The organism is Chitinophaga sp. sic0106, from assembly GCF_019219075.1.
In the GTDB taxonomy this organism is placed as follows: Bacteria; Bacteroidota; Bacteroidia; order Chitinophagales; family Chitinophagaceae; genus Chitinophaga.
On sequence record NZ_JAHUWJ010000008.1, the window covers coordinates 142225 to 155144 of the forward strand.

At 47.3% G+C, this 12920-nt stretch carries 13 protein-coding genes; 11 read left to right on the forward strand and 2 right to left on the reverse strand.

Annotated features, from left to right (window positions below):
• Positions 1–57 precede the first annotated feature (57 nt).
• Positions 58–1611 carry a hypothetical protein gene (locus KW844_RS14095; protein ID WP_218377427.1) on the reverse strand — a complete coding sequence of 518 codons (1554 nt, stop codon included), beginning with the start codon at positions 1609–1611 and terminating at the stop codon, positions 58–60.
• A 154-nt stretch (positions 1612–1765) separates the two neighbouring features.
• Between KW844_RS14095 and leuC the strand changes: the two genes are divergently transcribed.
• The 6 genes from leuC to KW844_RS14125 all read left to right on the forward strand — a co-directional run bounded on the left by leuC (position 1766) and on the right by KW844_RS14125 (position 8235).
• Complete coding sequence (gene leuC, locus KW844_RS14100; RefSeq protein ID WP_218377428.1) at positions 1766–3163, forward strand: 3-isopropylmalate dehydratase large subunit; 1398 nt, start codon at positions 1766–1768, stop codon at positions 3161–3163.
• A 27-nt stretch (positions 3164–3190) separates the two neighbouring features.
• The gene (locus tag KW844_RS14105; RefSeq protein WP_218377429.1) at positions 3191–3940 is read left to right on the forward strand and encodes a class I SAM-dependent methyltransferase; all 750 of its coding nucleotides are present in this window, start codon (positions 3191–3193) and stop codon (positions 3938–3940) included.
• A gap of 5 nt (positions 3941–3945) precedes the next feature.
• Positions 3946–4545 carry a 3-isopropylmalate dehydratase small subunit gene (leuD, locus tag KW844_RS14110; RefSeq protein WP_218377430.1) on the forward strand — a complete coding sequence of 200 codons (600 nt, stop codon included), beginning with the start codon at positions 3946–3948 and terminating at the stop codon, positions 4543–4545.
• Positions 4546–4580: 35 nt separating this feature from the next.
• The gene (gene leuB / locus KW844_RS14115; protein WP_218377431.1) at positions 4581–5660 is read left to right on the forward strand and encodes a 3-isopropylmalate dehydrogenase; all 1080 of its coding nucleotides are present in this window, start codon (positions 4581–4583) and stop codon (positions 5658–5660) included.
• Positions 5661–5690: 30 nt separating this feature from the next.
• The gene (locus tag KW844_RS14120) at positions 5691–7199 is read left to right on the forward strand and encodes a 2-isopropylmalate synthase (protein ID WP_255578432.1); all 1509 of its coding nucleotides are present in this window, start codon (positions 5691–5693) and stop codon (positions 7197–7199) included.
• Between the two features lie 241 nt (positions 7200–7440).
• A complete protein-coding gene (locus KW844_RS14125; RefSeq protein ID WP_218377432.1) occupies positions 7441–8235 on the forward strand; it encodes a hypothetical protein in 795 nt (264 codons plus the stop codon).
• A gap of 27 nt (positions 8236–8262) precedes the next feature.
• On the opposite strand, the gene KW844_RS14130 is transcribed toward KW844_RS14125, so the two are convergent.
• On the reverse strand, positions 8263–8946 hold the full coding sequence (locus tag KW844_RS14130; protein ID WP_218377433.1) for a M15 family metallopeptidase: 684 nt from the start codon (positions 8944–8946) through the stop codon (positions 8263–8265).
• Positions 8947–9202: 256 nt separating this feature from the next.
• Between KW844_RS14130 and KW844_RS14135 the strand changes: the two genes are divergently transcribed.
• The 5 genes from KW844_RS14135 to KW844_RS14155 all read left to right on the forward strand — a co-directional run bounded on the left by KW844_RS14135 (position 9203) and on the right by KW844_RS14155 (position 12918).
• A complete protein-coding gene (locus tag KW844_RS14135) occupies positions 9203–9985 on the forward strand; it encodes an SDR family NAD(P)-dependent oxidoreductase (protein WP_218377434.1) in 783 nt (260 codons plus the stop codon).
• Positions 9986–10055: 70 nt separating this feature from the next.
• Positions 10056–10814, forward strand: a complete 759-nt coding sequence (locus tag KW844_RS14140) for a hypothetical protein (protein WP_218377435.1) — start codon at positions 10056–10058, stop codon at positions 10812–10814.
• A gap of 24 nt (positions 10815–10838) precedes the next feature.
• Positions 10839–11693, forward strand: coding sequence for a fumarylacetoacetate hydrolase family protein (locus KW844_RS14145; protein ID WP_218377436.1), 855 nt, complete (start codon positions 10839–10841; stop codon positions 11691–11693).
• A 2-nt stretch (positions 11694–11695) separates the two neighbouring features.
• On the forward strand, positions 11696–12025 hold the full coding sequence (locus tag KW844_RS14150) for an L-rhamnose mutarotase (RefSeq protein ID WP_218377437.1): 330 nt from the start codon (positions 11696–11698) through the stop codon (positions 12023–12025).
• Positions 12026–12090: 65 nt separating this feature from the next.
• The gene (locus tag KW844_RS14155; protein WP_218377438.1) at positions 12091–12918 is read left to right on the forward strand and encodes an amidohydrolase; all 828 of its coding nucleotides are present in this window, start codon (positions 12091–12093) and stop codon (positions 12916–12918) included.
• Positions 12919–12920 lie beyond the last annotated feature (2 nt).

Below are 12920 nucleotides of genomic sequence, written 5' to 3' on the forward strand. Positions count from 1 at the left end.
ATTATTAGTGCTATCGCGCCCAAAAAAAACGACCATCTTCCGATGGCCGTTCCTATGCTAAATTCTTCTCTCCTTATTCAAAAATTTCCTTTGTATCACATCCTGTACCGGTATCCCGTCAATCTTACTCTCCAGCCACGAAATTATGTCTAAATACAAAAACGAACGCCGCTCATAAGGATCCTGCGAAATCACCTCCAGCCTGTCCTTCAGATCAGTGAACGCATTGCGCAACTCCTTCGGATTCGCATAAATGTATTTACGCAAAAATTTCATAATCTCCTCCATCACCAATCCCAAATCCTTGTGCTTGGAAATAAAGTGATAAACAGATTTAATCAGGTATTCTACCAGACTATAATTCTCTAACTCATAATGCGCTATCAGATGCAGAATGCGGGCAAAACACTGAATGTCGGCACGCAGGTTGCCTATCTTCAGATTAATGATCTTATTCAGATACACTATTGCCTTACTGTTATCCCCACTGCCGAAATACAAGCACGCAATCTTGTAGTAAAATACCAGCACCCGGTGCTGGTCTATCTTCAGCGAATGATTGCCAATCTCTGTTTCCAGCTCAGGCACCATTGCCAAGCCTTGTGTGAACGTGCCTTCCAGGAAATATCTGTTTATCTTGGCCGTGTACAGATACACAAACGCAGAGGTACGGGTGTTCTCATGGAAATCCTCGCCGTTGGTAGCAATAAACTGCTCCAGCTCACATAACGCAGTCTTGAACTTCTCAGAATTGGAAGTGTAAAAATGCGCCGTCAGCAAATTGTGCTGCGCCTTGATGTACAAATCCATATCGGTATGCTGCAGCGACGGATACTGCCTGAATAAGTCCACCCACTTCTGGGTATACCGATAGTACATCAAGAAGTCCTGCAGAATATAGTAATACCAGCAACTAGCCTGGTACATATATACTTTCTCGTAAAAACTCATCTCCGCTAGTCCCCGCGGTGGTAACTGACTCTCAAAAAAAGATTTCACCATCTCCGCATCCCGCTCATTGCGGGCATGCCCCAACTTCAGATATAACCCGTACATCCGCAGCGACAACGTCGATAACATGCTGATATTGGTAATCTGATGCTGAATCTGCTTCGATTCGGCACTCAACGCCTCGGCCCGGTTTTCCAGACTGCGGGTGATATGCCGGGATTCAATCAGTTTCTCAAATTCCACAATCTCATACGCCAGCATCACCTCCTCCTGCTCAAAAGCCATAGATTTAGCCTTTGCCAGTACCTTCAAACTCTGATTATACAAGCCTTTATTGTACAACACCCGGGCATAGTCCAGCTGCTCGCGGAGATCTATCACCGCATCCTTCTGCTTGTAAAGCTGGCGTAAACTCGTCAGTAAATGTTTGTACAGATGAGCCTTTACATTCGATAACTGCTGCTTCTTCAGGTCGGGAACCTTCCTCAGTATCTGCTCCTCATCATAATCTTTCATCTTGTCCAGCGTATTGAACAACTGGATGAAAAGTACATCTTCCTTCGTGTTATTCTTATTAAATGCCAGCTGAAAACTCCTTTTTTCAGCTTTTGTTAGCGTTTTTATTAATATGAATAAAGCATCACTTTGACTGTTGGGCATCGTTAATAAAATCTTATAAATGATTGAAAAACAATTGATTGATGTTATTCAATCGTGTTTATAGGTTGTAATTAATACAAATTTAACGATATGTCAAATAAATATCGTCCATTAGATTTGAAGGTATAAACAATTTAAAAAGGAAGCAAAAAGGATGGGAAAAACGTTATTTGACAAAATCTGGGACAGTCACATCGTGATGAGCAAGCCGGGTCACCCGGATGCCGTGTACATCAACACGCACTTTATCCACGAAGTAACCAGCCCGCAGGCATTCGATGGTCTGCGCAAGCGTGGTATCCCTGTTTTTCGTCCCGCCAAAACCAGAGCCACTGCCGATCATAACGTGCCAACGATGGATCAGCACCTCCCGATCAAAGAAGCATTGAGCCGCCTCCAGGTTGAAATGCTGACCAAAAATACCGCCGAATTCGGCGTGGAACTCTACGGTCTGGGCCACCCATACCAGGGTATAGTACACGTAATCGGCCCTGAGCTGGGTATCACCCTGCCGGGTATGACCATCGTGTGCGGCGACAGCCACACTTCCACCCACGGAGCCTTCGGCGCCGTAGCCTTCGGCATCGGTACTTCAGAGGTAGAACAGGTACTCGCTACCCAGTGCATCCTCCAGTACAAACCTAAACGCATGAAAATTGAGGTGAACGGTACCCTGAAAAATGGCGTTCTCTCTAAGGATATCATCCTCTATATCATCTCTAAAATATCCGCTTCCGGCGCTACCGGCTACTTTGTGGAATATGCCGGTGAGGCGATCCGCAACCTCAGCATGGAAGCCCGCATGACCATCTGCAACATGAGCATCGAAATGGGTGCCCGTGGCGGTATGATCGCTCCGGATGAGGTGACCTTCGACTATATCAAAGGCCGCGAATTTGCGCCTAAAGGTGCGGAATGGGATAAAGCCCTCGAATACTGGAAAACCCTGTTTTCCGACGCAGACGCCCGGTTCGACCAGGTGCTCACCTTCGACGCCGCCGATATCGAACCACAAATTACCTACGGTACCAACCCAGGCATGGGTATGGGTATCTCCCAACATATTCCTGCCCTCGACCAGCTGGACGAAAAAGAACGCCCTTCCTTTAAGAAGTCGCTCGATTACATGGACCTCCAGCCAGGGGCAGCACTCCTCGGTAAGAAAATCGACTATGTATTCATCGGAAGCTGCACCAACTCCCGTATCGAAGATCTTCGCCTCGTGGCCGACTTCGTAAAAGGGAAACAGAAAGCGGAAGATGTAGTAGTATGGATCGTGCCAGGCTCCAAACAGGTAGAGGCACAAGCCATTGCAGAAGGCCTGGATAAAGTGCTGACCGCCGCCGGCTTCCAGCTCCGCGAACCCGGATGCTCCGCCTGCCTCGGCATGAACGAAGATAAAGTACCTGCCGGCATGTACTGTATCTCCACCTCTAACCGCAACTTCGAAGGTCGACAGGGTCCTAACGCCCGCACCTTCCTGGCCAGCCCGCTGACCGCCGCCGCCGCCGCTATCACCGGCCGCGTGACTGATGTAAGAGAATTGGTGTAAATCACCGCCACGGCTAAACGTAATACTATGAACCAGTGGAATGCTGACTTATATAGAGAAGAACATGCCTTCGTATTTGAATATGGCGACAGTCTGGTAGACTGGCTGCAGCCACAGGCTGGCGAAGAAATCCTGGACCTTGGCTGCGGTACCGGTGAACTCACCGCCCGTATCGCCGAATCAGGTGCGCATGTAATCGGTATCGACGCGGCTGCAACCATGATAGAAAGCGCTAAACAGCACTTTCCGGATGTGACTTTCAGAGTAGCCGATGCTACCAGGTTTTCCCTGCCCCTCCAGTTCGATGCCATCTTCTCCAACGCTACCCTCCACTGGGTACGTGAAAAAGAAAAAGCTATCGAAAGGATGTACACCCACCTCAAAAAAGGAGGACGCCTCATCCTGGAAATGGGTGGAAAAGGAAACGTGGAAAGCATTCTCCGGGAACTGGAATACGTAATGCAGGAAAAAGGATACACCTACCAGCCCTTCTGGTACTTCCCTTCTCCGGCGGAATATACCACCCTGCTGGAAAAAGCCGGCTTCACCGTTGAAAAAGTACAGTACTACGAAAGACCTACCAAACTCAGTAACCCTGAACATGGAATCATCACCTGGCTGGAAATGTTTGGCGATCACTTCTTCACCGGAGTGCCCGCACACATCAGATCCGCCATACTCAGGGAAGTACAGGAACAACTGGCCCCGGCATTAACCAGAGAAGGTAATTTATATGCAGACTACGTCCGACTGAGAGTGGCTGCCGTCAAAAAATAATCATAATGAGCAAGATATTTCAACACTTAGTTTCTTCTGCGGTACCAGTACCGATCGAAAATATTGATACAGACCAGATCATCCCGGCGCGCTTCCTCAAAGCTACCACCAGGGAAGGCTTCGGCGAAAACCTGTTTCGCGACTGGCGCTTCGAATCTGACAACACACCTAAAGCAGATTTCGTTCTCAACAATCCTGTCTACTCCGGAAAAGTGCTCGTAGCAGGCAAAAACTTCGGCTGCGGCTCCTCCCGTGAACACGCCGCCTGGGCTATCGCCGACTATGGCTTCAAAGTAGTAGTAAGCTCCTTCTTCGCTGATATCTTCAAAAACAATGCGCTGAACAACTTTATCCTGCCTATCACCGTAAGTGAAGGTTTCCTGGATAAGATCTTTTCCGCTATTGAAAAAGATCCTAAAGCAGAGCTGGAAGTTGACCTGGAAGGCCAATACATCAAAATAAAAGCCACCGGTGAACAGGAGAGCTTCGATATCAACCCGTATAAAAAAACCTGTCTGCTCAATGGCTACGATGATATCGACTACCTGCTCAGCTTACGCGAAGAAATCGGTAAATACGAGGAGTCCAGACCTTTCAATTTTTAGTACACAGCATAAACTCAACATAAAGTACACTCTACATGGGCGTTGATAAAAAAATATTAGTTATACCGGGTGATGGCATCGGACAGGAAGTTACAGCCTGGGGACAGAAAGTACTGGCTACCATTGCCAAAAACTACAACCATACTTTTCATTTCGACGAAGGCATCATGGGCCACGTAGCTATTGAAGCTACCGGCGAACCACTGCCCGACAGCACACTGGACAAAGCCAGAAACAGCGATGCCATCCTGTTCGGCGCAATCGGACATGCGAAATATGACAACGACCCTACCCTGAAAGTAAGGCCGGAACAAGGTTTGCTCAAAATCCGCAAGGAACTGGGCCTCTATGCTAACCTTCGCCCGATCAAATTATTTGATGAGCTGCTGGAAGCCTCCAGCATCAAGCCGGAAATCCTTCGCGGAGCAGATATCCTCTTCTTCCGTGAGCTTACAGGAGATGTATACTTTGGAGAAAAGAAAAGAACAGAAGACCGCAATAGCGCTTCCGACCTCATGATCTACCATCGCTACGAGGTAGAACGTATTGCCCGCAAGGCTTACGAAGCTGCACGCACCCGTCGTAACAAACTCTGCTCTGTTGACAAAGCAAATGTGCTCGAAGCCAGCCGCCTCTGGAGAGAAGTGGTACAGGAAATCTCCAAAGATTATCCGGATGTGGAAACAGAACATATGTTTATCGACAACGCCGCTATGCAACTGATCAAAGATCCTAAGCGCTTCGATGTAGTGCTGACAGGTAACCTTTTTGGTGATATCCTCACCGACGAGGCCTCGCAGATTGCCGGATCAATGGGTATGCTGGCTTCTGCTTCCGTAGGAGATAAAGTTGGTTTCTATGAGCCTATTCACGGTTCCGCACATGATATTGCCGGTAAAGGTATTGCCAACCCGCTGGCATCCATCCTTTCTGCTGCCCTCATGCTGGATATTTCCTTCGGCCTGAAAACAGAATCACAACGCGTTATCAAAGCCGTGGAAGCTACACTGCGCCAGGGTTACAGAACAATGGATATCGCCAACAAGCATACTGAAAACGAGTTTATCATGGGTACAGACGCCATGGGTGCGAAAGTACTGGAGAACCTGAACTAATCTTACTAAACCGAAAATAGTTACACTATCATGGATAATAACCGTGTATACGTCTTTGATACCACCCTGCGCGATGGTGAACAGGTACCAGGTTGTCAGCTGACAACCGTAGAAAAAATCGAGGTCGCAAAGAAACTGGAAGCACTTGGCGTAGATATCATCGAGGCTGGTTTCCCCATCTCCAGCCCTGGTGATTTCCAGAGTGTGGTAGAGATTTCTAAAGCCATCAGCGAACCGGTGATCTGCGCGCTTACCCGTGCTAATACCAAGGATATCGACGCTGCCGCTGAAGCCCTGCGCTTCGCTAAACGCGGCCGTATCCATACCGGTATCGGTGCCTCTGATATGCACATCAAGTACAAATTCAACAGCACCCGCGAAGATATTCTCGAACGTGCCGTGAAAGCAGTGACCTACGCCCGCAAGTTTACAGATGATGTGGAATTCTATGCGGAAGATGCAGGTCGTGCGGATAACGAATACCTCGCCCGTATGATCGAAGCTGTAATTGCTGCAGGTGCCACTACCGTAAACATCCCGGATACAAACGGCTATTGCCTGCCTGACCAATACGGTGCTAAAATCAAATACCTGGTAGATAACGTTGCCAATATTGATAAAGCAATCATCTCTGTACACTGTCATAACGACCTCGGACTGGCCACCGCCAATACCATTGCAGGTATTCAGTACGGTGCCCGCCAGGTGGAATGTACCATCAACGGTATCGGAGAACGTGCCGGTAACACTTCCCTCGAAGAAGTGGCCATGATATTAAAAACACACCATACACTGGGTTATTATACCAACATCAATTCCAAAGGAATCTACGAAATCTCTAACATGGTATCTTCTATGATGCGTATGCCAGTGCAGCCAAACAAGGCGATCGTAGGTCGTAACGCTTTCGCACACAGCTCAGGCATCCACCAGGATGGTATCCTGAAACACCGCGAAAACTACGAAATCCTCAATCCGGAAGATGTAGGTATCAACTCCAACTCCATCATCCTCACCGCACGTAGTGGTCGCCACGCGCTGAAACACCACCTGGAACGCCTCGGTTATAAACTGGATAAAATTAATCTGGACGAAGTGTACGAACGCTTCCTCGTAATGGCCGATAGTAAAAAAGATGTTTCCGATGCAGATCTGCTGCAGCTGATGGGCGATGGCGATAGTAAAGTATATGATGACGATAAAGGTATCAAAGTTACCTTGCTGCAGGTTGTTTGCGGAGATCCGCTGCGCCCTATGGCTACCGTGAAACTGATGATCAATGGCGAAGAAAAAGAAGCCAGTGCCGCAGGTAACGGTCCGGTAAACGCCACCATCAACGCCATCCACGAAATCATCAAGGATGATATTGACCTGGACGAATTCAGCATCCAGGCCATGCACGGCGGTAGCGAAGATGTGAGCAAAGTGAACATGCGCGTAAAATATAACGGGCAGTCCTACTACGGCTTCGGCTACTCTACCGATATCGTGAACGCTTCTGTAAATGCCTATGTAGATGCATTGAATAAAATCTACTAGTATTCATAACGATTGATTACGTTTGAATTTTCAGGCCGCTGATTTAGTGCATCAGCGGCCATTTTTTTCTTATTTAGCCCCTATTGTGATTATTTCCTGCCTTACCTGGCATATCTCTTATTTTTCCCTTATTTTCGCTACCGTTACAATCACACTGAATTACACCTATACGAAATATGCCAACTGCTGTGTCAACCAGTAGTATATTCTAAATCACTCATATTCCGACTGAAAATTATATATGAAAAATTATTTTCTGGCGATAGTAGCTGTGCTGACTGTAGTGTGCCTGACTGCCTGTTCAAAAACCGAAAGATTATCCCTGCTGAATGATCCCTGGACTTACCCTCCCGCGGACTCCATGCCAGTGGCCATTACATCTCCCTATAACAGTACCTCAGTTGAATTTAATGCACAACGCCAGGTGGGCCGGATCGTGATGAAAACTAACCTGGGGGAAAAATGGACGACAGAGGAAGATGTGCTGGTAACGTATGAAAATAACAGACCTGTGCAGTTTACCACCAATGGCAATGCAAAAGACTATCGTACCATTACTTATTCCGCTGATGGCGATGCGGTGCTGGTTAAGTCGTTTCCTTCCGGCATAGTTGATTCGTTGGTCTATGATAATCATAAGCCGGTGAGATGTTACCGTACAGGCACTACGGGTACGCGTATCATATACGAATATACGTGGACAGGTACCAACATTACTACCGTGGCCACTTACACAGTCGATAATAACGCGAAACTGCTGATTGCCAAAGAGGCATACGAGTATGATAGCCGCAAATCGCCCAATGCAGCATTTAAATTAACGGCCATGCTGCGTCCTTCCGAGCCAACTATGTTGTCTGAAAATAACATCACTAAAGAATTGATATACACAGGTGATGTGGTTACACTTACCTGGACCGCCACTGATATGCAATTCAACAAGAATGGTTTTCCCGTATCATGGATTAACGCTGATAATCAAGGTAGTGGTTTCCCGAAAACAGAATATAAGGTACTGGTGAAATACCTGCCTTAATATACTCCCGGAGCTAATGCAACATCCCTAAAACACAATATCCATCAGCGGGTATTTTTTATAATCCGGGAGATAGTAATGCCACCACTCCGTACGACTACCTTTAAATCCCAGCTGCTTCATCGTATCACGCAATAATTTACGATTAGCCGTTACCGTAGGATCTGATGGCTGGTAGTTCTCATGCGCTTTATATGTGAAGTCATCAAAGTCTGTTGGCATCGCTACGGGCTTGCCGGTTTTCAGCTCCACCATGCTCAGGTCTACTGCCACACCGCGGTTATGTCCCGATCCTTTCTTCGGATCGGCTGCATACAAATCATTGGGTACTATCTTAAACATCAGCTCTGTACAGCGATAAGGGCGGTAGGCATCATAAATTAGTAATCCATATCCTTTCTTATTCAATATCGCCTGTACTTGTTTGAGTTTGTCCGCAGCCGGTTTGCGGAGATATATGGCCGTGGAGCTGTATAGTTTCTGATGTGTGAAATTGTTGGTGGTGGCATACCGCACATCTTTTTTGATACCTGGAATGTATTGTTCCAGGTTTACCAGTTGCTGTGTAGGATCTTTTTTAACCAGCTGCTCGTATTGTTTTTTGTCCTGAAGCACGGCGAGGCCGTATTTATTCAGTGGAATATTTTGTGCATGGACGTTAGTTGTAAATCCTATGGTAAATACTATCGTAATTACAGTTTTTAAAGTCATAATGATGATAATTAAATCAAAGCTAATTAAAATATTGCCCAGCCCACCGCGCGCAGCGCGGAACCTACCCCAATGACACCGAAGGTGTCATTGCCAATACAATTGAAAGCTGACAATTTTATCTCAATTCCTATATTTATCTCAAAAAAAGCCTGTTTTCCGTAAAAAAGGTTAATAAAATACAACAGTCAGCGAAAATACAGTCGCAATACACTCGGATATAATCCTATTTTAGAACCCTTAAATTCTTTAAAAAATGGAGCTGTTCAGATTAGATAATAAAGTGGCAGTTATCACCGGTGGTGGTAGCGGTATAGGACAGGCGATAGCAAAAAGTTTTGGCGCACAGGGTGCACAGGTGCATATCCTGGAATTGAACGAAGAAGGTGGTAAAGGTACTGCCGCTGAAATTATTGCCGACGGCGGCAAAGCACAGGTACACGCCTGCAACGTGGCCGACCAGGCCGCAGTAATTGCCGTAATGAATAATATTATCCAATCTGCCGGAAAACTGGATATCCTCGTTAACTGCGCCGGTATTGCCCACGTGGGTAAGCTGGAATCCACCGCAGAACAGGATTTCGACCGTGTATACCAGGTAAATGTGAAAGGTAGCTACAACTGTATGTACGCAGTAATAGGCCAAATGAAAAAACAAGGCGGCGGCGTGATCCTCAATATCGCTTCCATCGCCAGCAGCGTAGGTATTCCTGACAGGTTCGCCTATTCCATGAGTAAGGGCGCAGTACTCACCATGACGTTATCCGTAGCAAAAGATTACCTGGGCGACAATATCCGCTGCAACTGCGTATCCCCGGCAAGGGTACATACACCCTTTGTAGATGGCTTTATCGCTAAAAACTACCCCGGCAAAGAAGCAGAAATGTTCGATAAACTGAGCAAAACCCAGCCTATCGGACGTATGGCCAAACCTGCCGAAGTTGGCAACCTGGCCCTCTACCTCTGCTCCGACGAAGCCGGATTCATTACAGGCTGCGATTACCCGATCGACGGCGGATTTATTCGTCTGAATAACTAAAAAGTTTAATGTGATGGACGTAACTTTAGGCCGAATGCCTATATTTATTCATCACAAACTAATGATATACATGAAAAGAATTCCCGTTTATCTGGCGATAGCCGCTTTAGGGTTTACTGCCGCCTGTAATAACGCTCAGCAATCAGGAAAAAGCACCGCTCAGCAATCGGATTCCGTACCTATGACGCCTGCCACCGCCGCAGGTAAAGTAGAGGTAGTACTGAAAGACAGAAATAAAGATACCGCCCGCGTAGTTATCAAATTTGAGATCAACGGGGAAGTAAAGGAAAAGTCCTTTGACCAGGCCATCCTTCAGGAAGGCAGTGATGAAGATGTGGTACGGGTAGCATGGGACAAGCCCAACAGCGCCTACATCGGCGTAGTAAAGCCTAACCGCGCACCACGTTACTACCACGCCAGCGTTGACAGCAGCAAAGGCCACCTGAAAATTTTCTGGGCCACCGTACCGCCTAAACCAGTATGGCTGTATATGGAAAATGTACAAGGCCTCGGAAAAGTATCGCACTCAGGAGAAATCGTTACCAGCTACCGGAAGAATATCCAGTCTGCAAAAATTATTGAAGATTTTATTGTAGACATCAAGCCAGGTAAATCACCGGAAGAAGTGATACTCTATGTGGAATTTGCAGGTGTCAATAAAACCATGACCATGCCGGTTCCCAAAGGATATAAAGCCACCATTCAGAAAACTGCTACCCCTGATCACGTCTACTTCTCCATGGAAAAAGACGGTCAGCTGGACGCAGTAATGGACTTAAAAGTAGAAGATGGCCGCCTGCAGGTAGAACATCTCAAAGAAATAAAATAATAGCAAAACAATAAAAACAGCGTAATGAAACTTATCAGGTTTGGTTTACCAGGTGCCGAAAAGCCAGGTGTTGTAACGGATGCCGGCATGTTTGATGTGAGTGCATTTGGTGAGGATTTTGGAGAGAAATTTTTTGAAACAGATGGCCTGGGCCGCCTCGCCACCTGGTGGGCTGCCAACAGCTCCAGCTGTCCGCAGGTGCCCGCAGGTACCCGCCTCGGCTCCGCTGTACAGCGCCCCTCAAAAATTGTGTGTATTGGTTTGAACTACGCCGACCACGCCAAAGAAACCAACGCACAAATCCCAACTGAACCCATCGTATTCTTCAAAAGCACTTCCTCACTGGTAGGCCCCAACGATGACCTGATCATTCCACGCAACAGCGAAAAAACCGACTGGGAAGTGGAACTGGCCGTTGTAATCGGTAAAAAAGCCAGCTATGTTGATGAAGCAGAAGCTATGGACTATGTGGCCGGCTACTGCCTCCACAACGATTATAGCGAACGCGCTTTCCAGCTCGAAAGAAATGGTCAGTGGGTGAAAGGTAAAAGTAGCGACACCTTCGCGCCACTCGGCCCATGGCTCGCTACCAAAGATGAAATCGCCGATGTAAACAACCTGCGCCTCTGGCTCACCGTGAACGGTAAAGCCATGCAGGACGGTACCACCGCCAACCTCATCTTCAAACTGCCTTTCCTCATCTCTTACCTGAGCCAGTTTATGACACTGCTCCCTGGTGATGTGATCTCCACAGGAACACCTGCCGGTGTAGGCCTGGGTATGAACCCGCAGGTATACATCCAGCCAGGTGACGTTATTGAACTCGGTATCGATGGCCTGGGTACTTCCAAACAAACGGCTGTAGCCTACAAAAAGTAAGTATGAACAGATATTGCCTGGCATTGGATCTGGTAAACGAACCGCAGCTGATCAGTGAATACGAAGCTTATCACGCGGACGTATGGCCGGAAATCAAAAAAAGTATCACCGACAGCGGTATCACCAGCATGGAAATTTACCGTGCCGGTAACCGCCTGTTCATGATCATGGAAACCGACGCGACCTTCTCCTTTGATCGCAAAGGTGCCATGGATGCCGCCAATCCTAAGGTGCAGGAATGGGAACAACTGATGTGGAAATATCAGCAAGCCATTCCCGTAGCCAAACCAGGAGAGAAGTGGGTGATAATGGACAGAATATTTTCTTTATAAGATATAAAACGCCGCGCAATACCTGTAATTACGTACTGCGTGGCGTTTTTTTGTAAACACTCGTTATGATCATTGATGCTCACCAGCATTTCTGGAAATATGATCCTGTAAAGGACGCATGGATAGATGATACCATGGAAGTGATCCGGAAAGATTTCTTCCCGGAACAACTGTTACCAATGCTACAGGCACACCATTTTCATGGCTGCGTGGCCGTGCAGGCAGACCAGTCCGAAAAAGAAACTGCTTTCCTGCTGGACCTCGCCAATAAACATGACTTTATTAAAGGAGTAGTAGGTTGGGTGGACCTCTGCTCCCCCGATATAGAGGCGCGACTGGCCCACTACGCACAGTTCCCGCGCCTGAAAGGTTTTCGTCATATTGTACAGGGGGAACCAGATCCCATGTTCCTGCTGAGGGATGATTTTTGCCGTGGGATTCTGGCCCTTGCACAATATGATTTCACCTACGATATTCTCGTATACCCGAAACAGTTACCGGCCGTGGTGGAATTCGTGAAAAAGTTCCCGAACCAGCGATTGGTCATTGATCACCTGGCTAAACCGGATTTTAAATCTGGTGATATAGAGACATGGGCTGCGCAAATGCGCGAAATCGCGGCCTCGCCAAATGTCTACTGTAAAGTGAGCGGACTGGTAACCGAGGCAGATTGGGAAAACTGGCACCCTGACCACTTTCAGCCGTTCCTGGAGGTAGTGCTGGAAGCATTCGGCTGCGACAGGCTGATGTTCGGTTCCGACTGGCCCGTATGCCTCCTGGCAGCAGATTACGATACGGTAAAGCTGATTGTAACTAACTACATCAGCAAGCTTACCCCTGCTGAACAACAAAAAATAATGGGTGGCAACGCCATCGCATTCTATCATTTATAATT

What these genes read in the sequence shown, in the direction of transcription:
- KW844_RS14095 (WP_218377427.1), bottom strand. Translation starts at nt 1,611, where the DNA reads ATGCCCAACAGTCAAAGTGATGCTTTATTCATATTAATAAAAACGCTA.
- leuC (WP_218377428.1), top strand. Translation starts at nt 1,766, where the DNA reads ATGGGAAAAACGTTATTTGACAAAATCTGGGACAGTCACATCGTGATG.
- KW844_RS14105 (WP_218377429.1), top strand. Translation starts at nt 3,191, where the DNA reads ATGAACCAGTGGAATGCTGACTTATATAGAGAAGAACATGCCTTCGTA.
- leuD (WP_218377430.1), top strand. Translation starts at nt 3,946, where the DNA reads ATGAGCAAGATATTTCAACACTTAGTTTCTTCTGCGGTACCAGTACCG.
- leuB (WP_218377431.1), top strand. Translation starts at nt 4,581, where the DNA reads ATGGGCGTTGATAAAAAAATATTAGTTATACCGGGTGATGGCATCGGA.
- KW844_RS14120 (WP_255578432.1), top strand. Translation starts at nt 5,691, where the DNA reads ATGGATAATAACCGTGTATACGTCTTTGATACCACCCTGCGCGATGGT.
- KW844_RS14125 (WP_218377432.1), top strand. Translation starts at nt 7,441, where the DNA reads ATGAAAAATTATTTTCTGGCGATAGTAGCTGTGCTGACTGTAGTGTGC.
- KW844_RS14130 (WP_218377433.1), bottom strand. Translation starts at nt 8,946, where the DNA reads ATGACTTTAAAAACTGTAATTACGATAGTATTTACCATAGGATTTACA.
- KW844_RS14135 (WP_218377434.1), top strand. Translation starts at nt 9,203, where the DNA reads ATGGAGCTGTTCAGATTAGATAATAAAGTGGCAGTTATCACCGGTGGT.
- KW844_RS14140 (WP_218377435.1), top strand. Translation starts at nt 10,056, where the DNA reads ATGAAAAGAATTCCCGTTTATCTGGCGATAGCCGCTTTAGGGTTTACT.
- KW844_RS14145 (WP_218377436.1), top strand. Translation starts at nt 10,839, where the DNA reads ATGAAACTTATCAGGTTTGGTTTACCAGGTGCCGAAAAGCCAGGTGTT.
- KW844_RS14150 (WP_218377437.1), top strand. Translation starts at nt 11,696, where the DNA reads ATGAACAGATATTGCCTGGCATTGGATCTGGTAAACGAACCGCAGCTG.
- KW844_RS14155 (WP_218377438.1), top strand. Translation starts at nt 12,091, where the DNA reads ATGATCATTGATGCTCACCAGCATTTCTGGAAATATGATCCTGTAAAG.